At 66.1% G+C, this 16,809-nt stretch carries 18 protein-coding genes and 2 tRNA genes; 16 read left to right on the plus strand and 4 right to left on the minus strand.

Annotated elements, in window-relative coordinates; translation table 11 throughout:
- Positions 1 to 106: 106 nt before the first annotated feature.
- Both hisG and mnmA read right to left on the minus strand, forming a co-directional pair.
- On the minus strand, positions 107 to 769 hold the full coding sequence (hisG, locus tag TZ53_RS10420) for an ATP phosphoribosyltransferase (protein WP_044661218.1): 663 nt from the start codon (positions 767 to 769) through the stop codon (positions 107 to 109).
- A 95-nt stretch (positions 770 to 864) separates the two neighbouring features.
- Positions 865 to 1,971 carry a tRNA 2-thiouridine(34) synthase MnmA gene (gene mnmA / locus TZ53_RS10425; protein WP_044661219.1) on the minus strand — a complete coding sequence of 369 codons (1,107 nt, stop codon included), beginning with the start codon at positions 1,969 to 1,971 and terminating at the stop codon, positions 865 to 867.
- 124 nt (positions 1,972 to 2,095) lie between these two features.
- On the opposite strand from mnmA, the gene TZ53_RS10430 reads away from it, so the two are divergent.
- From TZ53_RS10430 to TZ53_RS10440, 3 genes are all read left to right on the plus strand, one after another.
- Positions 2,096 to 2,392: a hypothetical protein gene (locus TZ53_RS10430; protein WP_025549749.1), complete on the plus strand. Its 297-nt coding sequence runs from the start codon at positions 2,096 to 2,098 to the stop codon at positions 2,390 to 2,392.
- A gap of 108 nt (positions 2,393 to 2,500) precedes the next feature.
- Positions 2,501 to 2,800 (plus strand): CtrA inhibitor SciP, encoded by a 300-nt coding sequence (gene sciP / locus TZ53_RS10435; RefSeq protein WP_007687284.1) that lies wholly within the window; start codon positions 2,501 to 2,503, stop codon positions 2,798 to 2,800.
- 158 nt (positions 2,801 to 2,958) lie between these two features.
- Positions 2,959 to 3,213, plus strand: coding sequence for a GlsB/YeaQ/YmgE family stress response membrane protein (locus tag TZ53_RS10440; RefSeq protein ID WP_025549750.1), 255 nt, complete (start codon positions 2,959 to 2,961; stop codon positions 3,211 to 3,213).
- A 59-nt stretch (positions 3,214 to 3,272) separates the two neighbouring features.
- Here TZ53_RS10440 and TZ53_RS10445 read toward each other — a convergent pair whose 3' ends face one another.
- Entirely contained in the window at positions 3,273 to 3,521 is a 249-nt protein-coding gene (locus TZ53_RS10445) for a GlsB/YeaQ/YmgE family stress response membrane protein (RefSeq protein ID WP_025549751.1), read from the minus strand.
- 185 nt (positions 3,522 to 3,706) lie between these two features.
- Between TZ53_RS10445 and TZ53_RS10450 the strand changes: the two genes are divergently transcribed.
- The 12 genes from TZ53_RS10450 to TZ53_RS10500 all read left to right on the plus strand — a co-directional run bounded on the left by TZ53_RS10450 (position 3,707) and on the right by TZ53_RS10500 (position 16,295).
- Complete coding sequence (locus tag TZ53_RS10450) at positions 3,707 to 4,879, plus strand: efflux RND transporter periplasmic adaptor subunit (RefSeq protein WP_025549752.1); 1,173 nt, start codon at positions 3,707 to 3,709, stop codon at positions 4,877 to 4,879.
- 52 nt (positions 4,880 to 4,931) lie between these two features.
- Positions 4,932 to 8,090, plus strand: coding sequence for an efflux RND transporter permease subunit (locus tag TZ53_RS10455; protein WP_025549753.1), 3,159 nt, complete (start codon positions 4,932 to 4,934; stop codon positions 8,088 to 8,090).
- Positions 8,091 to 8,265: 175 nt separating this feature from the next.
- The gene (locus TZ53_RS10460; RefSeq protein WP_044661220.1) at positions 8,266 to 9,390 is read left to right on the plus strand and encodes an 8-amino-7-oxononanoate synthase; all 1,125 of its coding nucleotides are present in this window, start codon (positions 8,266 to 8,268) and stop codon (positions 9,388 to 9,390) included.
- Positions 9,387 to 10,004, plus strand: coding sequence for a dethiobiotin synthase (bioD, locus tag TZ53_RS10465; RefSeq protein ID WP_044661221.1), 618 nt, complete (start codon positions 9,387 to 9,389; stop codon positions 10,002 to 10,004). Before TZ53_RS10460 ends, bioD begins: the two co-directional genes overlap by 4 nt.
- A 110-nt stretch (positions 10,005 to 10,114) precedes the next feature.
- Positions 10,115 to 12,142, plus strand: coding sequence for a M13 family metallopeptidase (locus tag TZ53_RS10470; protein WP_044661222.1), 2,028 nt, complete (start codon positions 10,115 to 10,117; stop codon positions 12,140 to 12,142).
- A gap of 253 nt (positions 12,143 to 12,395) precedes the next feature.
- The gene (locus TZ53_RS10475) at positions 12,396 to 12,779 is read left to right on the plus strand and encodes a hypothetical protein (RefSeq protein WP_371873097.1); all 384 of its coding nucleotides are present in this window, start codon (positions 12,396 to 12,398) and stop codon (positions 12,777 to 12,779) included.
- A gap of 56 nt (positions 12,780 to 12,835) precedes the next feature.
- Complete coding sequence (locus TZ53_RS10480; RefSeq protein WP_044661224.1) at positions 12,836 to 14,125, plus strand: adenosylmethionine--8-amino-7-oxononanoate transaminase; 1,290 nt, start codon at positions 12,836 to 12,838, stop codon at positions 14,123 to 14,125.
- A gap of 59 nt (positions 14,126 to 14,184) precedes the next feature.
- Positions 14,185 to 14,403 (plus strand): translation initiation factor IF-1, encoded by a 219-nt coding sequence (gene infA / locus TZ53_RS10485; protein WP_003049127.1) that lies wholly within the window; start codon positions 14,185 to 14,187, stop codon positions 14,401 to 14,403.
- Positions 14,404 to 14,415: 12 nt separating this feature from the next.
- Positions 14,416 to 14,988, plus strand: coding sequence for a Maf family protein (locus tag TZ53_RS10490; protein WP_044661225.1), 573 nt, complete (start codon positions 14,416 to 14,418; stop codon positions 14,986 to 14,988).
- Between the two features lie 6 nt (positions 14,989 to 14,994).
- Positions 14,995 to 15,984: a hypothetical protein gene (locus TZ53_RS10495; RefSeq protein WP_044661226.1), complete on the plus strand. Its 990-nt coding sequence runs from the start codon at positions 14,995 to 14,997 to the stop codon at positions 15,982 to 15,984.
- Entirely contained in the window at positions 15,974 to 16,168 is a 195-nt protein-coding gene (locus tag TZ53_RS26055) for a DNA gyrase inhibitor YacG (protein ID WP_076605773.1), read from the plus strand. Before TZ53_RS10495 ends, TZ53_RS26055 begins: the two co-directional genes overlap by 11 nt.
- Positions 16,169 to 16,219: 51 nt before the next feature.
- Positions 16,220 to 16,295, plus strand: a tRNA-Phe gene (locus TZ53_RS10500).
- Between the two features lie 180 nt (positions 16,296 to 16,475).
- Here TZ53_RS10500 and TZ53_RS10505 read toward each other — a convergent pair.
- Positions 16,476 to 16,550 (minus strand) — tRNA-Thr (locus TZ53_RS10505).
- A 115-nt stretch (positions 16,551 to 16,665) separates the two neighbouring features.
- Here TZ53_RS10505 and TZ53_RS27760 point away from each other — a divergent pair.
- Positions 16,666 to 16,800, plus strand: a complete 135-nt coding sequence (locus TZ53_RS27760) for a hypothetical protein (RefSeq protein WP_272947355.1) — start codon at positions 16,666 to 16,668, stop codon at positions 16,798 to 16,800.
- Positions 16,801 to 16,809: the final 9 nt, after the last annotated feature.

Genomic DNA, 16,809 nt, shown 5'->3' on the forward strand with positions numbered 1-16,809 from the left:
TCCTTCCGTCATCCCCGCGGAGGCGGGGATCCATCTCCCATAAGACGCACCAAGCGCAACGTGCGGGAGACGGGTTCCCACCTGCGCGCGAACGACGGTGAAGGGATCACGCCGCATCCTTGACCCCCACGGCCTTGCGGAAGGCATCCACCAGCGGCGTCAGTTCCGCCGATCGCATCTTGAACGCGGCGCGATTGACGATCAGCCGCGCCGACACCTGCATGATGACATTGGTTTCCACCAGCCCATTGGCCTTCAGCGTCGCGCCCGAGGACACAAGGTCCACGATCCGCCGCGACAGGCCCAGCGAAGGGGCCAGCTCCATCGCGCCGTTCAGCTTCACGCATTCCGCCTGAATGCCACGCGCCTCATAATATTTGCGCGTCAGGTGGGGATATTTGGTCGCCACGCGCACATGGCTCATCGCCGCTTCGTCCTCGTCGGCAAGACCTTCGGGTTCCGCCACCGACAGGCGGCAATGCCCCATGTCGAGGTCGACGGGCGCATAGATTTCCGAATAGTCGAACTCTTCCAGCACGTCCGATCCGACGATGCCGATCTGCGCCGCGCCATGCGCGACGAAGGTCGCCACGTCGAAGGCGCGCACGCGGATGATCGCCACGTCCGGCCGATTGGTGGCGAAGCGCAGCGCGCGGCTCTTCTTGTCATGGAATTCCGTCTCCGGCTCGATACCGGCTTTGGCAAGCAGGGGCAGCGCCTCATCGAGGATGCGGCCCTTGGGAATGGCGAAGGTGAGCGGACGAGTCATGACGCGCGGGCCTTACTGGGCGAGGCGGGAAAGGGCAAGGTGGCGCTGGTTCCGGCAAGCGCGGCACTTGCGTGCGCAGGAACGCGCCGGGCTATCTACGCCGCCTCCGCCAGCGCCGCTTCCGTCGCGGCGATCCAGCCGCCGCCCAGCACCCGGTCCCCGGCATAGAGCACCGCCGCCTGCCCGGGCGCGACGCCATATTCGGGCGCGTCGAAGACCAGCCGCTCGCCCTCCAGCCGGGCCGGGACGGGTTTGGCCATGGAGCGCACCTTGGCCGTCAAGGGCCCGGAAAAATCCCCGCCCAGCCAGTTGATGTCGCTCAGCCTTGCCGCCGAAACCGCGAGCGCCGCCTTCGGCCCGACGATCACCCGCCGCGCCTGCGCATCCAGCCGCACGACATAGAGCGGTTCGGCCTGGCCGCCGATCTCCAGCCCTTTGCGCTGGCCGACGGTATAGTGGATCATCCCCTTGTGCGTGCCCATCACGCGGCCGTCGATATGGACGATGTCGCCGCCCTCATCGGCATCCGGCCGCAGCTTGCGCACGATCTTCGCATAGTCGCCGTCCGGCACGAAGCAGATGTCCTGGCTGTCGGGCTTCATCGCCACCGACAGGCCCAGTTCGGCCGCGATCTCCCGCACCTGCGGCTTGGGCAGGCCGCCCAACGGGAAGCGCAGATAGTCGAGCTGCGCCTGAGTCGTGGCGAACAGGAAATAGCTCTGGTCCCGCGCCGGATCGGCGGCGCGATGCAGTTCGGCGCCCTGCGCTCCCTCCACCCGACGCACATAATGGCCGGTGGCCAGGCAGTCGGCGCCCAGATCGCGGGCTATTGCAAACAGATCGGTGAACTTCACCCCCATATTGCACTTCACGCAGGGGATGGGCGTGCGCCCGGCCATATATTCGTCGGCAAAATCAGCGATCACCGAATCCCGGAACCGGCTTTCATAATCAAAGACATAATGGGCGATGCCGATGCGGTCCGCGACCGCCCGCGCGTCGCGTATGTCCTGCCCGGCGCAGCAGCTTCCCGTCCGCCCGACCGCCGCGCCATGATCGTAGAGCTGGAGCGTGACGCCGATGGTCTCCGCCCCCGTGCGCGCGGCGAGCGCGGCGACGACGCTGCTGTCCACGCCGCCGGACATGGCGACGACGATGCGCCGCGCATCGAGCGGCTCGTTGAGCTGGAACTGGGGCTGCATGCGCGCGCATATAGTCGCCCGCCCTTCGGGGTGCCAGACGAATTCAACGTTTCGTCGCATTCCATACCCCATTTTGGGGGCAAATTTACCGGACCTTATCCTTTGCTCCGTAAACCGCTCTCCCATGGATCTGGGATTCCTCAGGACGGGCGGGCTCAAGGCCGGCTTCGTCAAGCCTTCGGGCCGGCGGCGCGTGCCGGTCTGGCCGTCCTTGCGGGCCGCTTCGGCGGCGGCGCAGGCGGCCAGCCCCACCGCGCAGGCGGTCGCAGGCGTCCTGCGGGGGCAGGAGATCGAGGGAGACTGGGTTCAGGAACTGGCCGATATTCTCGCGCCACGTTCCGGCGGCAAGATCGAGGCCGTGGGGCTCGCGGGCAGCTTTAACCCGTTGATCGCGAACCGTTTAAAGGTGGGGAAAGGATGATGAAGGGGGCGTTTACCGTGGCGCTTTAGGGCCTGTTCAGGGCTTGAAGCGCAAACAGGCAAGCACTGCTGAAATCGGCAACGCCAGTGCCGCTTATTGAGGGTGATAATGATCGAAAACCAGAAAATCAGACCTGCACAGGTCGTCGGGCCGCTGGGAGAACCCCTGACTCTGGAAAGCCTGCCGCCCGTCGATACGACTCGCTGGGTCGTGCGCCGCAAGGCTGAAGTCGTGGCGGCCGTGAACGGCGGCCTGCTGACCGTGGACGAAGCCTGCGCGCGCTATTCGCTGACGCTGGAGGAATTTGCGAGCTGGCAGCGCGCCGTCGACCGTTCGGGCATGCACGGCCTGCGCGTGACGCGCATCCAATATTACAAGTCCCTCTACGAACGGCAGCAGAAATACTGATCATCCGTTTCAGCAATGAAGGGTCGCACAGGAAGGCCGCCGGATATGTCATCCGGCGGCCTTCTTCTTTGTCAAGTGCGAAAGGGAACGTAACGCCGACTTCTCCGTTGAACAGATCAGCCCACCCGAAAGGGGCTATGGTCCAAGGAGAGTGAGAAATGGGCATCATCTTGTGGCTCGTTGTCGGCGGCATCATCGGCTGGCTTGCCAGCATGGTCATGCGGACCGACGCACAACAGGGCATCCTGCTGAACATCGTCGTCGGCATCGTCGGCGCGTTCATCGGCGGCCTGATCTTCAGCGGCGGTTCGATCAATGACGGCCTGACGCTTTACAGCTTCCTCGTGTCGCTGGTCGGCGCCATCATCCTGCTCGCGATCGTTAATCTGGTCCGTCGCGGTTCGGTCCGCTAAACAGCGCCGGAGACGATCAAAAGGGCCGTGCTCCGAAAGGGCGCGGCCCTTTTTTGCGTTCAGCCCCGCCCGGAGAAGAAGCGATAGAGCGCCAGCACGCCGATCGCCCCCAGCACCGCCGCGATGAAGCTCGCCTGCTCGCCGGGCGCATAGACGCCCAGCAGCCGCCCGACATAGCCCGCCAGCAGCGCGCCGGCGATGCCCAGCAATATGGTGACGACGCAGCCGCCCGGATCGCGCCCGGGCATGACCAGCCGCGCGATGGCGCCCGCGAACAGGCCGACCATGATCCATCCGAGCAATTCCATCGCCGCCCTCCAGCCGCCATACAGGGCATAGCGCCATAGTCGCGCCGCTTTGGCAAGGGCCAGCAGGTACGACGGAAGGGCTTTGCCGTCCTCCGCACCGCCGTGATAATGGGGGCTTGAGCCGGGTGATGTATTCATATAATACAGCACCCGAACGGCGCCTATGGCCGAAAGATGGGTTCAGGATGAATTACGAAACTTCATTGGTCGGCGACGCTCCGGCAAATGTCCTTGGCGAGCAGGAGGAACGCTCCGTCTGGCGCCGTCGGCTGACGATCGGCGCCGTGATCGCGATCATCCTGATCGCCGCCGCCACCTGGGTCAGCATGCACGGCAAAGGGGCGGAGGCGCCCGCCGGCGCCGTGCAGGCGCCGGTCGTGACGGTGATCAGCCCGGGCCGGTCGACCGTATCCAACACCGTCAGCGCCACCGGATCGCTCGCGGCGCGGGTGGAGATGCCGGTGGGCGTGGTCGGGGAAGGCGGCGCGGTGACGCGCGTGCTGGTCCAGCCGGGCGACTGGGTGCGCGCCGGCCAGGTGCTGGCGACGGTCGAACGCTCCGTCCAGACCGAGCAGATCCGCTCCCTCGCCGCGCAGGTGGAGGTCAACCGCGCCGACGCCAAGCTGGCGCAGGCGCAGCTCGACCGCGCCCGGGCGCTGGTGTCGCGCGGCTTCATCAGCCAGGCCGACATCGACCAGCGCACCGCCACCCGCGACGCCGCCAATGCCCGCGTCAGCGTCGCCGTCGCGCAGCTGGCCGAACAGCGCGCTCGCACTGGCCGCCTCGACATCCGCGCGCCCGCCGCGGGCCTGGTGCTGACCCGCGCGGTGGAACCTGGCCAGATCGTGAGTTCGGGCAGCGCCGTGCTGTTCCGCATGGCGAAGGGCGGGGAGATGGAGATGCTGGCCCAGGTCAGCGAGGGCGATCTGGCCGCGATCCGTCCGGGCAACAGCGCCACCGTGACCCCGGTCGGCGGCACGGCGCAATTTGCCGGGCGCGTCTGGCAGGTGTCGCCGGTGGTCGACAATCAGACCCGGCAGGGCATCGCCCGCATCGCCATCCCCTATAATCCGGCGATCCGTCCGGGCGGCTTCGCATCCGCCGCGATCGTCAGCGGCACCGGCTCCGCGCCGATGCTGCCGGAATCGGCGGTGCAGAGCGACGAGAAGGGCAATTTCGTCTATGTCGTCAACGGCCGGGACGAGGTGCAGCGGCGCGACGTCAAGATCGGTCAGGTGACCGATGCGGGCGTGTCGATCCTGAACGGCCTCAACGGCGACGAACGCATCGTGGCTTCGGCCGGCGCGTTCCTGACGCCGGGGCAGAAGGTGAAGCCGGAAGCCGGCAAGTCGAAATGAAGCGGCGGGATGCGTCTGACCGGCGCATCCACCGGCAGGCGAGGAAGCCGTCATGAGTTTTCGTAATATCTCCGCCTGGGCCATCCGCAACCCGGTGTCGCCGATCGTCCTGTTCGTCGCGCTGCTGCTGGCCGGCCTGGTCAGCTTCAGCCGGATGGACGTCAACCAGAATCCCGACGTCAGCTTCCCCATGGCCAGCGTCGTCGTGCGCCAGCCCGGCGCCGCGCCGACAGAGCTGGAGACGCAGGTGACGCAGCGCGTCGAGGCCGCAGTGCGCGGCATCAGCGGCGTGGACGAGATCACTTCCTGGGTGTCGGAGGGCGAATCCAACACCAATGTGCAGTTCCAGATCGGCACGCCCGTCGACCGCGCCGTCAACGATGTGAAGAACGCCGTCGACCAGATCCGCAGCGACCTGCCCGAAGGGATATTGGAGCCGCAGGTCAGCCGGGTGGACATCGACGGCGGGCCTATCGCCTATTTCAGCGCCGAAGCGACCGACATGACGCTGGAGGAGCTGTCCTGGTATGTCGACAATACGGTGGCGAAGCGGCTGCTGGCCGTGCCGGGCATGGCGGCGGTCAAGCGCGGCGGCGGCGTGTCCCGCGAAATCCGCGTCATCTTGGACCCGGCCAAGCTGCAGTCGCATGGCATCACGGCGTCCCAGGTCAACCAGCAGCTTCAGCAGGTGAACCTCAACGCGGCGGGCGGCCGCACCGAAATCGCGGGCGCCGAACAGGCGATCCGCGTGCTCGGCAACGCCCGCGACGCCTATGCCCTGGGCCAGACCCAGATCGCCATTTCCGGCGGCCGCACCGTCAAGCTGGCCGATCTGGCCGACGTGCGCGACATGTATGCCGAACAGCGTTCGCTGTCCCTGATGAACGGGCGGCAGGTGACCAGCTTCAGCATGGAAAAGGCCAAGGGATCGTCCGACGTCACCGTCTTCGACGAGGCGATGAAGGTGCTGGACCAGCTCCGGAAGGAAAATCCGAAGGTCCAGTACAAGCAGCTCTACACCAGCGTCGAATATACCAAGGGCCAGTATCACAGCGCCATGCAGGCGATGATCGAGGGCGCGGTGCTGGCCGTCGTCATCGTCTTCCTGTTCCTGCGCGACTGGCGCGCGACCATGATCTCCGCGCTCGCCATTCCGCTGTCCGCGATCCCGGCCTTCTGGTTCATGGACATGATGGGCTTCACGCTGAACGGCATCTCGCTGCTGGCGCTCAGCCTGGTGGCGGGCGTGCTGGTCGACGACGCCATTGTCGAGATCGAGAATATCGTGCGCCACATGCGCATGGGCAAAAGCGCCTATCAGGCCTCCATCGACGCCGCCGACGAAATCGGCCTCGCGGTGCTGGCGACCACCATGGCGATCGTCGCGGTGTTCCTGCCCGTCGCGCTGATGCCGGGCATTTCGGGCCAGTTCTTCATTCAGTTCGGCATGACCGTGGTGGTCGCGGTGCTGCTCAGCCTGGCCGTCGCGCGCCTGATCACGCCGATGATCGCGGCCTATTTCCTGAAGGCGCATGGCCAGGAAAGCCATGGCGAGGGCTGGCTGATGGACGCCTATATGGCCGTGCTGCGCTGGTCGCTGGACGAGCGCAAGGCCGTCGCCCATCGCGCCCGTGGCGGCATGGCCCGCTTCACCGCCTGGATTCGCGACCACCGCATCTGGACGCTGGGCATGGGTTTCCTGGCCTTTGTCGCCACGATCTTCGCCTTCGGCACGCTGCCCATGTCGTTCCAGCCGACGATCGACACCGATTTCAGCCAGGTGAAGATCGAAACCGTGCCCGGCAGCACCCTGCAACAGACGACGGCGATCACGCGCAAGGTCGCGGACATGCTCGCCGCCGACAAGGATATGGTAGAGGCCGCCTTTGCCGACATCCAGACGACGGGCGCCGACATCTTCCTGACATTGAGGAAGGACCGGCCCATCTCCTCCGTCGAATGGGAACGCAAGGTCGCGCCCAAATTCCAGCAGGTGGCCGACGCCCGCGTCAATTTCCAGTCGCAATCGGGCGGCGGCTTCGGCCGCGACATCATCATCATGTTCGGCAGCGACGATCCGGTGAAGCTGGAGGAAACCGCCAACAGGCTGGTGGCGGAAATGGCGGGCATCCATGAAATCCGTGCGCCGCGGGTGGCGGGCGACATGAACCGGCCGGAAATCGTCATCAAGCCGCGCTTCGACCTGGCCGCCAGCCTGGGCGTCACCACCGCCGCGCTCAGCCAGACGATCCGCGTCGCGACGATCGGCGACATCGACCAGAACAGCGCCAAATTCTCGCTGTCCGACCGGCAGATTCCGATCCGCGTGGCGGTCGCGGAAAACAGCCGGCGCGACCTTGCGACGATCCAGAACATGCCGGTGCCCACGGTCAGCGGCGGGTCCGTACCGCTGAAGGTCGTGGCCGACATAGAATTCGGCGCGGGCCCGACGCAGATCCGCCGCTACAACCAGATCCGCCGCATCGTCGTGGGCGCGGACCTGGCGCCGGGCATCGTGACCAGCCAGGCCATGGCCAAGATCGACGCCCTGCCGACCATGAAGGCCATCGCCGCCGGCAAGATACTGGGCGTGCAGAAGCTGAATACCGGCGACAGCAAGTGGCAGGCGGAGATGATCCAGAATTTCGTCATCGCCGTCATTTCCGGCATCATGCTGGTGCTGGCGGTGCTGACGCTGCTCTACAAGCGGCTGATGCCTCCGTTCGTCAACCTGGGGTCGCTGCTGCTGGCGCCGCTGGGCGGGGCGGTGGCGCTGCACCTGACCGGCAATCCGGTGTCCATGCCCGTGCTGATCGGCCTGCTGATGCTGCTGGGCATCGTCGCCAAGAACTCGATCCTCGTCATCGACTTCGCGCTGGAGGAGATGGGCAAGGGCGTGCCGAAGCTGGAGGCGATCATCGACGCCGGGCACAAGCGCGCCCAGCCCATCGTCATGACCACCGTGGCGATGGTGGCGGGGATGGTGCCCACGGCCCTGTCGCTGGGCGGCGACGGCGCATGGCGCGCGCCCATGGGCATCACCGTGATCGGTGGGCTCATCCTCTCGACCGTGCTGACGCTGGTGATCGTGCCCGCGACATTCAGCCTGGCGCTGGGGATCGAGGAATGGGTCGGCCCGCGCCTGGGCCGCCGCCTGCTGACCTACAAGCCCGGCGACAACCGCGCTGCGACGGCGCAACCGGCGGAATAGGGTGGTTTCTGCCTTTCAGCTTTTCTCATAATGCGCCGTGCTCCCGCGAAGGCAGGGGCACGGTTCACCTGAACCGAACGCGAACGCCCGCTATCCGCCCCACCGTGCCAAAGCCGGACGGCGGATCGGCGGTCGGGCTTGCCCGCTCCCGCTCCGCGGGCCTATAGGCCGCGCCATGACCAGCGAACCCTTCCGTTCGCAGCTCGCCGCGCTGGAAAAGCGCGGCCGCCTGCGCAGCCTGACGCCTCGCGCCGGGCGCGACTTCGCTTCCAACGACTATCTCGGCTTGGCGGGCGATCCGATCATCGGTCAGGCCGTGGCCGATGCCGTGGCGCGCGGGGTGCCGGTGGGGTCCGGCGGATCGCGCCTGCTGCGCGGCAACGCGCCCGAACATGAAGGGCTGGAGGCGAAGGCCGCCGCTTTCTTCCGGACCCAGGCGGCGCTGTTCATGGCCAACGGCTTTGCCGCCAATCTGGCGCTGTTCTCCACCCTGCCGCAGCGCGGCGACCTGATCGTCGCGGACGAGCTGATTCACGCCAGCGTCCATGACGGCATCCGCATGTCGAAGGCCGCGGCCGTCTTCGCCCGCCACAATGATGTGCAAAGCTTTGCCGACCTGATCGCCGCCTGGCGGCAGGAGGGCGGCAAGGGGCGGGTGTGGATCGCGGTCGAAACGCTCTATTCGATGGACGGCGACATGGCGCCGCTCGGCGACCTCGCGACGCTGGCGGCCAGGCATGACGCCATGCTGATCCTGGACGAGGCCCATGGCACCGGCGTCTTCGGCCCTTCCGGACGGGGCCTGTCGGCCGGGCTGGACGGGCTGCACAATGTCGTGACGCTGCACACCTGCGGCAAGGCGATGGGCGTGGAGGGCGCGCTGATCTGCGGGCCGCGCATTCTGATCGATTACCTCATCAACCGGGCGCGCGCCTTCATCTTCTCGACCGCGCCGTCGCCGCTGATGGCGGTGGCGGTCTCCGCCGCGCTGGACCGGATCGAGCAGGCGGGCGACCTGCGCGAGCGGCTGAAGACGCTGATGGTCGATGCGGGCGAGAATATCTGCGCGCCGCTCGGCCTGCCAAGCCCGCGCAGCCAGATCGTGCCGGTGATATTGGGCGAGGACCGCCGCGCCATGGCCACCGCCGCCGCCTTGCAGGAGGCCGGCTTCGACGTGCGCGGCATCCGTCCGCCGACGGTGCCGCCGGGCACCAGCCGGCTGCGCATCTCGCTGACGCTGAACGTGGGGCGCGCCGACATCGCCGCCCTGGGCGACATTTTGCGGCGGGTGGCGACGTGAGCGGCTTCATCGTCACGGGCACCGATACGGACATCGGCAAGACGGTCTTTGCCGCCGGCCTGGCGGGTGCCCTTGGCGCCCATTATTGGAAGCCGGTGCAGGCGGGCGTCGATCCGGAGGGCGACAGGGAGCGGGTCGCCGCGCTGTCGGGCCTGCCTCCGGCGCATATCCTGCCCGAAGCCTATCGCCTCACCACGCCCGCCTCCCCCCATCTGGCGGCGCGGATCGACGGGGTGGAGATCGCGCTTGACCGGCTTGCCCTGCCGAAGGTGGACGGCCCGCTGGTGGTCGAGGGCGCCGGCGGCCTGATGGTGCCGGTCAGCGACAGGATGCTGATGATCGACCTGTTCGCGCATTGGGGCCTGCCCGCGATCCTTTGCGCGCGGACGGGGCTTGGCACCATCAACCACAGCCTGCTCAGCCTGGAGGCCCTGCGGGCGCGGGCCATCCCCATCGCCGGCATCGTCTTCATCGGCGAACCGCATGAGGAAAATGAACGGATCGTTCCGCTGCTGGGCCAGGTGCCCAGCCTTGGCCGCCTGCCCTGTCTCGATCCGCTGGATGCGGGGCAGTTGCGGACGGCTTTCGCAGCATCGATCCGTCTGCCCGGCTAAAGACCGGTGAGGCAAAGCGGAAAACGCCCAAGTTTTTCGACAAACGACATGGACATCCTCGCTTCGAAGCGCTCAATTCCCTGCATCGCATAAAGCAAGGGAAAGCTTTGATGAAATATCTCCTCCTCGGCGCGGCGGCAGTTGCGCTGGCCGCAGGCGCGTCCGTGGCCCAGACCGGTCAGACGACCGACCCCGCCGCAAAGCCCACCTATGGCAGCTACGGCTTCGACAGCGCCGGCATGGACAGGTCGGTGAAGCCCGGCGACGATTTCTACGACTACGCCAACGGTAGCTGGGCGAAGAACACGCCCATCCCCGCCGACAAGTCCAATTACGGCGCTTTCAACACGCTGGACGATCTGTCCCGCGAACGGACCAAGGCCATTCTCGACGCCGCGCAGGGCGATCCGAACAGCAAGATCGGCAATGCCTATGCCAGCTATCTCGACGCCGCGACGGTGGAGAAGAAGGGCCTGAACCCCGTCAAGCCGTGGCTCGCGAAGATCGGGGCGGTGAAGGACAAGGCGTCCTATGCCCGGCTCGCCGCCGAAGCCGCCCGCGCCGGCATCGACGGCCCCTTCGGCTTCTACGTCAATCAGGACGACAAGGACCCGGAAACCTACATCCTCGTCCTGCACCAGTCGGGCCTGGGCCTGCCCGACCGCGACTTCTACCTGGAACCCGACGCCAAGATGGCGGCGATCCGCACCGCCTATGTCGCGCATCTGGAAAAGATGCTGACCCTAGCGGGAGAAAGTGATGCCAAGGCCCGCGCCGCCGCGCTGATGGCGTTCGAAACGGAAGTGGCCAAGGTCCACTGGACCCAGGTCGACAGCCGCGACGCCGACAAGACCTATAACAAGATGACGCTGGCCGATCTGCAAAAGGCCGCGCCGGGCTTCGACTTCGCCGCCTTTTTCGCCGCCAACAGGCTCGCGCCCAAGGATCTGCTGGTGTCGCAGCCCAGCGCCGTGGCCGGGGAAGCCGCGCTGATCGCCAAGACCCCGGTCGGCGTGCTCAAGGACGCGCTGCTGCTGCGCACGCTGCACGGCTTTGCCGACCAGTTGCCGGACGCGGTCGCCAATGAGAATTTCGCCTTCTACGGCACCACCCTCTCAGGCACGCCGGAGCGCGAGGCGCGCTGGAAGCGGGCGGTGGACTTCCTCAAATCCTCCATGGGAGAGGAAGTGGGCAAGGTCTATGTCGCCAAATATTTTCCGCCCGAAACCAAGGCGGCGATGGACCAGCTCGTCAGGAACGTGATCGCCGCCATGGGCCGCCGCATCGACGGTCTCACCTGGATGAGCGACGCCGCCAAGGCCCGCGCCCACAAGAAGCTGGCGGCCTTCACGCCCAAGATCGGCTATCCCGACAAATGGCGCGACTATAGCGGCCTGACGATGCAGCGCGGCGACCTGTTCGGCAATGCGCTGCGGTCGAACCAGTATGAGTTCGACTATCAGATGGGCAAGCTCGGCAAGCCCATTTATCGCTGGGAATGGGGCATGACCCCGATGGAGATCAACGCCTACGCCAATTTCGGCATGGTGGAGATCGTCTTCCCCGCCGCCATTCTGCAACCGCCCTTCTTCGATCCCCATGCCGATCCGGCGGTCAATTATGGCGGCATCGGCGCGGTGATCGGCCATGAACTCAGCCATCATTTCGACGATCAGGGCGCGAAATATGATGAGACCGGCAAGCTCAACCAATGGTGGAGCGATCAGGACGTCGCCAATTTCAAGGCGCTGACCGACAGGCTGGTCAAGCAATATGACGCCTATGAACCCTTCCCGGGCGCGCATGTGAAGGGCGCCTTCACCCTGGGCGAGAATATCGGGGACCTGGCCGGAGTCGCGGTGGCGCTCGACGCCTATCACGCATCCCTGGGCGGCAAGCCCGCGCCGGTGATCGACGGCACCACCGGCGACGAGCGCTTCTTCCTGGGCTGGGCGCAGGTGTGGCGGCGCAATTATCGCGAACCCAATCTGCGCCAGCGGCTCGTCACCGATCCGCATTCGCCATCGCAATATCGTACCGACACCGTACGCAACTTCGATCAGTGGTATGCGGCTTTCAAGCCTGATGCGGGCGGCAAGATCTATCTTGCACCGCAAGATCGCGTGAAGATCTGGTAAGGATATGGAGCGGGGGCCGGAAGTGATTCCGGCCCCATTTTCGTTCTTGTTACGTAATGATTTCATCGGACGATGAATCGTGAGTTACGGGCGATTAACCGCATTTTCTTTGTTGACCGTCTCTTAAATGCAACATTTTGTCGGATCGCCCTTTTATCGGTTCAACCTCTTCCTCAGCTTGGCGTTCAAAGTCTGTGCAAGTTTGAGGAGAAGCATTTTGACGGGTCTGAAATCAATCATTCTGAAAAGCGGCATGGCCTCGATCGCGCTGGCGGTCGCAGGCCCGGCGCTGGCGCAGGGCGCTGCCGCTCCCGCCGCCCCGGCTGCTCCAGCGGCGGCGGGCGCGAGCACGTTCAGCGACGCGGAGATCAAGCAGTTCGCCGCCGCTGCGGTCGAGGTGACGAAAATTCAGCAGGATACGTCCATCGCTGAAGCCGACAAGCAGCCCAAGATGCTGGCCGCGCTTCAGGCGTCCGGCATTCCGCCGGAAAAGTTCAACCAGATCGGCCAGGCGGCTGCGGCTGACCCCGCGCTCCAGCAGAAGATCCAGGCGGCGGCTCCGTCCGCGCCCGCCGCTCCGGCGGCGCCTGCGGCCGGTGCGGCTCCGGCTTCGCCGACCACGCCGCCCGCCCAGTAAGCGCGGCGTTGGAAGCATCATTGCATTGGGGGAGGTCATCGGCCTAAGCAGCGGCCATGACCTCTCCCGTCTGGCACCCTTTTTTCCAGCATGGCTTGAACGAGCCGATCCCCCTCGTCCGCCGGGCCGAGGGGGCTTTGCTGCATCTGGCCGACGGCGGCACGCTGATCGACTGCATTTCAAGCTGGTGGGTCACGACCCACGGCCATTGCCATCCCCGGATCGCCGCGGCGATCGCCGGGCAGGCCGGGCGGCTCGACCAGCTGATCTTCGCCGGCTACACCCATGAACCAGCGGAGGAGGTGGCGCGCGGGCTGATCGAACTGGCCCCCAGGGCCGCGGACCGCGACCCGCTCGCTCATGTCTTCTTCTCGGACAGCGGCTCCACGGCGGTCGAAGTGGCGCTGAAAATGGCGCTTGGCTACTGGCACAACCGGGCGCTGGACGGCCTTTCCGACCCGCGCCACCGCATCCTCGTCCTCCAGCACAGCTATCATGGCGACACCATCGGCGCCATGTCGGTGGGGGAACGCGGGGTCTATAACGCCGCCTGGTCGCCGCTGCTGTTCGATGTGGACACGGTCCCCTTTCCCCATGAGGGCAAGGAACAGGCGACGCTCGACGCGCTGGAGGCCGCCTGCGCGCAAAGGCCGGCCGCCTTCATCGTCGAACCGCTGATCCTGGGGGCAGGGGGGATGCTGATCTACCCGCCTTCCGTCCTGCGGGACATGGCGGCGATCTGCGCGCGCCACGACGTCCTTTTCATCGCGGACGAGGTGATGACCGGCTGGGGCCGCACCGGCGCCCTTTTCGCCTGCGATCAGGCCGGCGTGGTGCCGGACATCATGGCCGTGGCGAAGGGCATCACCGGCGGCGCGATCCCGCTCGCCGCGACGCTCGCCACGCCGCGCATCTTCGACGCGCACAGGTCCACCGACCGCGCCCGCCTTTTCTACCATTCCAGCAGCTACACGGCCAACGCCATCGCCTGCGCCGCCGCCGCCGCCAATCTCGCCATCTGGCGGGAGGAGGATGTGCTTGGCCGCATCGCAACTCTCGGCCAGGCCATGGCGGATCGACTCGAAGAACTCGGCGCGCATCCCGCCTTTGCCAAGGCTCGCCGGCTGGGCGCCATCGCCGCCATCGACCTGATCACGCCGGACGCCGGCTATCTGTCCGACGTCGCGCCGCGCCTGCGCGCCTTTGCCCATGAAAACGGCCTCTTGCTGCGGCCGCTGGGAAACACCATCTATCTGATGCCGCCCTATTGCCTTGACGCAGATCAGCTCGATCACGTCTTCGCGGTGCTTCAAAAAGCCGGTGAAAAGTTCGGACGTCCCGCCTGACTTTCTTTTTCCGCATTTTGGCGCTATGGCGGCGCGATTTTTCGGCTTTCCAGGATATTATGGCAAAAGAAGAACTGCTTGAAATGCGCGGACAGGTTGTGGAGCTTCTCCCCAACGCCATGTTCCGCGTGCGGCTTGAAAATGATCACGAGATCCTCGGCCACACTGCCGGCAAGATGCGCAAGAATCGCATCCGCGTGCTGGTGGGCGACGAAGTGCTGGTCGAACTGACCCCCTACGACCTGACCAAGGGTCGGATCACCTACCGCTTCAAATAAGCCGCCTCACGCATGCGGCTCATCCTTGCTTCGGCTTCTCCCAGACGGTGTGAACTTCTGGGTCAGATCGGCGCGTCTCCGGACGCGGTGGACCCGGCCGACCTCGACGAAACACCCCGGAAGGGCGAACTTCCCGCCGCCTACGCCGCTCGCGTCGCCGCCGAAAAGGGCGCGCTGGTGGCAGGGCGTCACCCCGGCGCCTTGGTCCTGTCTGGCGACACGGTGGTCGCCGCCGGTCGCCGCATCCTGCCCAAGACGGAAACGGAAGCCGAAGCGCGCGAGTGCCTCCAACTCCTGTCCGGCCGCCGCCATCGCGTCTTCAGCGCAATCACCCTGATCGACGCGGAGGGCAAGGCCCGCCACCGCCTCTCGACCAATATCGTCACGTTCAAACGGCTCGATCGCCCCGAAATCGAAGCCTATATCGCTTCTGAAGAATGGCGCGGCAAGGCGGGCGGCTATGCGATACAGGGCCGCGCCGCCGGACTCATCCGCGCCATGCAGGGCAGCCACAGCGCGATCATGGGCCTGCCCCTCTACGAAACCCGCGCGCTGCTCAAGGCAGCGGGCTATCCACTGGACTAACCACACATGGCCGAATGGCTCTACGAAGAAGGCATTGGCGAGGCCCGCGCCGCGCTGATCGAAAAGGGCCGGCTGGTCGAAGCGCAGATCGAGCGGGAAAGCGACGCCGCCCGTGCCGGTGCGGTCATACAGGGCAAGCTTATCCGCACCGTCATCCCGAAGAAGCGCGGCATCGCCCGCCTGATCTCCGGCGAGGAAGTGCTGGTCGAACCCATCCCCCCGAAGATCGCGGAGGGCGCGACAATCCTCCTCGAAATCCTGCGCGAAGCCATCCCGGAGGAAGGGCGCGCCAAGCTCGCCAAGGCGCGCATTGCCCAGCCCGGCTCCAAGGCGCATCCCGCCCCCAGCCTGCTCCAGCGCCTGCGCGCCACCGGCCTGCCCATCATCCCCTGCCCCGCGCATGAGGAAGACCGCTTCGAAGCCCATGGCTGGAGCGAACTGATGGAAGAGGCGATCTCCGGCGAGATCGGCACGGAGGAAGCGGCGCTGCGCATCTTCCCCACGCCCGCGATGATCCTGATCGACGTCGACGGCTCCCTGCCCCCGGCCAAGCTCGGCCCCAAGGGCGCGAAGCTGGCGGCGCAGGCGATCCGCCGCATGGGCCTGACCGGCTCGATCGGCATCGACCTGCCGACGATGAACAACAAGGACGAGCGCGCCGTCGCCTCCGCCCAGATCGACAAATATCTGCCGCTCCCCTTCGAGCGCACGGCGGTCAACGGCTTCGGCTTCGTCCAGATCATCCGCCGCCGGGAACGCATGAACCTCATGGAACTGCTCCGCGCCGACCCGGTCGAGACGGCGGCCCTGGCGCTGCTGCGCCGCGCCGAGCGCCACGGCAATGGCGGCCCCGCGACGATCACGGCAGCGCCTGCGATCATCGACCGCCTGCACAAGGCGACCGACTGGATCGAACAGCTCGCCAAACGCCGCGGCGGCGTGATCGGCTTGAAGGCGGACGCGGCACTAACCATATCGGCCGGCCATGTCTCCTAAAGCCTCCTCCTGCCCGATCTGCGGCCAGCCCTCGCACCCCGAAACCCGCCCTTTCTGCGGAAAGGCCTGCCGCGATCGCGACCTTCTGCAATGGCTGGGCGAGGGCTACCGCGTCCCCGGCGCACCTGCTTCAGACGAGATGAAAAAAAGTGACGAAGATGGGGTAGACAGCACCCCGGCCTGATGCCTATAGGCACGCCTCACCAAACGACAGGTGGTCCTCACCGTCGCCCGTGCCCGGGTAGCTCAGTTGGTAGAGCATGCGACTGAAAATCGCAGTGTCGGCGGTTCGACTCCGTCCCCGGGCACCATTTCCCCTATATTCCATAGGCCTATGACCGTCGGGAATGACGGTATATATTTGGCTGGCTGGCGGTATATCGTCCACTGCCATCCGGGTGATGGCTCCGCGACGATACTTGCGCACCCGTTCAAGCCAGGCGCTTATTTCGGCTTTGGGAAAATCTGCATCACAGACAGATCAGGAAAAATGGTGCTGCCGGCGAGGATTGAACTCGCGACCTCAGCCTTACCAAGGATGCGCTCTACCACTGAGCTACGGCAGCACTATTTTCAGTTCCATCCGGCTTATCGCGTCGGCGGAGCCGGGCCTATGGCTGCCTCCTCGCGCCATGTCAAGGCGGCTTGCGGCAGAAGATGCAATTTGATTATGGGCGGGCCATGACAAACGGTCAGGACGAACGGAAAGAGCGCTTGGCGCAGGCGTTGCGGGACAATCTGCGTCGCCGCAAGGCACAATCCCGCGAATCGCGCGACGCGGAAACCCCCCGACACCCCGACGGCGCCAAGGGGTAATTCCGATCC

Source organism: Sphingobium sp. YBL2, from assembly GCF_000943805.1.
GTDB classification, from domain to species: Bacteria; Pseudomonadota; Alphaproteobacteria; order Sphingomonadales; family Sphingomonadaceae; genus Sphingobium; species Sphingobium fuliginis.

Coding starts and splice junctions, on each gene's coding strand:
- hisG (WP_044661218.1), bottom strand. CDS start 769: ATGACTCGTCCGCTCACCTTCGCCATTCCCAAGGGCCGCATCCTCGAT.
- mnmA (WP_044661219.1), bottom strand. CDS start 1,971: ATGCAGCCCCAGTTCCAGCTCAACGAGCCGCTCGATGCGCGGCGCATC.
- TZ53_RS10430 (WP_025549749.1), top strand. CDS start 2,096: ATGGATCTGGGATTCCTCAGGACGGGCGGGCTCAAGGCCGGCTTCGTC.
- sciP (WP_007687284.1), top strand. CDS start 2,501: ATGATCGAAAACCAGAAAATCAGACCTGCACAGGTCGTCGGGCCGCTG.
- TZ53_RS10440 (WP_025549750.1), top strand. CDS start 2,959: ATGGGCATCATCTTGTGGCTCGTTGTCGGCGGCATCATCGGCTGGCTT.
- TZ53_RS10445 (WP_025549751.1), bottom strand. CDS start 3,521: ATGGAATTGCTCGGATGGATCATGGTCGGCCTGTTCGCGGGCGCCATC.
- TZ53_RS10450 (WP_025549752.1), top strand. CDS start 3,707: ATGAATTACGAAACTTCATTGGTCGGCGACGCTCCGGCAAATGTCCTT.
- TZ53_RS10455 (WP_025549753.1), top strand. CDS start 4,932: ATGAGTTTTCGTAATATCTCCGCCTGGGCCATCCGCAACCCGGTGTCG.
- TZ53_RS10460 (WP_044661220.1), top strand. CDS start 8,266: ATGACCAGCGAACCCTTCCGTTCGCAGCTCGCCGCGCTGGAAAAGCGC.
- TZ53_RS10470 (WP_044661222.1), top strand. CDS start 10,115: ATGAAATATCTCCTCCTCGGCGCGGCGGCAGTTGCGCTGGCCGCAGGC.
- TZ53_RS10475 (WP_371873097.1), top strand. CDS start 12,396: ATGGCCTCGATCGCGCTGGCGGTCGCAGGCCCGGCGCTGGCGCAGGGC.
- TZ53_RS10480 (WP_044661224.1), top strand. CDS start 12,836: ATGACCTCTCCCGTCTGGCACCCTTTTTTCCAGCATGGCTTGAACGAG.
- infA (WP_003049127.1), top strand. CDS start 14,185: ATGGCAAAAGAAGAACTGCTTGAAATGCGCGGACAGGTTGTGGAGCTT.
- TZ53_RS10490 (WP_044661225.1), top strand. CDS start 14,416: ATGCGGCTCATCCTTGCTTCGGCTTCTCCCAGACGGTGTGAACTTCTG.
- TZ53_RS10495 (WP_044661226.1), top strand. CDS start 14,995: ATGGCCGAATGGCTCTACGAAGAAGGCATTGGCGAGGCCCGCGCCGCG.
- TZ53_RS26055 (WP_076605773.1), top strand. CDS start 15,974: ATGTCTCCTAAAGCCTCCTCCTGCCCGATCTGCGGCCAGCCCTCGCAC.
- TZ53_RS27760 (WP_272947355.1), top strand. CDS start 16,666: ATGACAAACGGTCAGGACGAACGGAAAGAGCGCTTGGCGCAGGCGTTG.